Annotated in this window: 1 protein-coding gene; it reads right to left on the reverse strand. The window is 70.6% G+C overall.

The window, feature by feature from the left end; genetic code table 11:
• Positions 1 to 42 precede the first annotated feature (42 nt).
• The coding region (locus ACLD7X_RS17135; RefSeq protein ID WP_411424897.1) for a hypothetical protein at positions 43 to 923 on the reverse strand (881 nt) is incomplete at its 5' end.

Here is a 923-nt window from a genome sequence, read left to right on the forward strand (position 1 = left end):
CAAGGGCCCCCGCTCCGGCGAGCAGGCTGCGACGCGATGCGATCATGGGCGGCCTCCGGGCGTCTGGTTGGTGTCCCCGCCGGCGAGGTCGTGGTGGGCCATGGCGAGGAAGCGCAGCGCGAAAGCGCTGGCGATATCGCGCACCGCGATGCGGGTGCGCCCGTCCACCACCCGCACGCGGGTCTCCAGCACCGCGCCGCGCAGGTTCGGGTCCGGGTGATCGGGCGGGAAGCGGTTTGCCAGCACCCAGGAGAGCGCCCGCTCGATCGGTTGGTCGAAGCCTTCAACGCCGTAATCGCGCAGCCGCAGCCAGAGAATGCCGGAGTAAGCGGTCGCCGACCCCGTGATCGACATGCGCAGGGCCGTGCCGTCCGCGCGCAGATCATAGGGGATCGTCCCGTCGGCGCGCATCACGCGGGCCATGAAGCGCCCGGTACGCGCTGCGCCCTCCAGAAACGCGCGGTCCTGGGTCAGGCGATAGGCCTCCAGCAGCGCTTCGGCGTTCCAGACGTTGAAGCGGGGATGGACCTGGCCGGTCGTGGGATCGTTCGGCTCGAACGCCATCCAGAGGCCGTTCTCGTCCTGGCGCTTCAGCGCGGCGTAGGCCTGCGCAATGAACCGATCGCACCAGACCCGCTCGCCGGTATGTCGGCACATGTCGGCGAAAAGGAAGCCTTCGATGTTCGGCCGCGCGGTCTGGGTGATCGTGGGCGAAGCGACCCCCGGATGGGTGGGCGAGCGGTCGGTGATCACCGCGCCCGTCGCGGGATCGACGAAATTGTAGAACAGCCCCTCCCCGCCCGGGACCGTCTCCGGCACGCGCGTATTGGCCCAGAGCCAGGCGCCGGAACGGGTGGCGGCGTCGGCGTAGCGCGCATCGCCCGTGGCGCGGGTGAGCGCAAAGAGGCCGGGCGTCCCGTCTG

The sequence above is a fragment of the Aphanothece microscopica RSMan92 genome (genome assembly GCF_046613545.2).
GTDB lineage: Bacteria > Cyanobacteriota > Cyanobacteriia > PCC-6307 > Cyanobiaceae > NIES-981.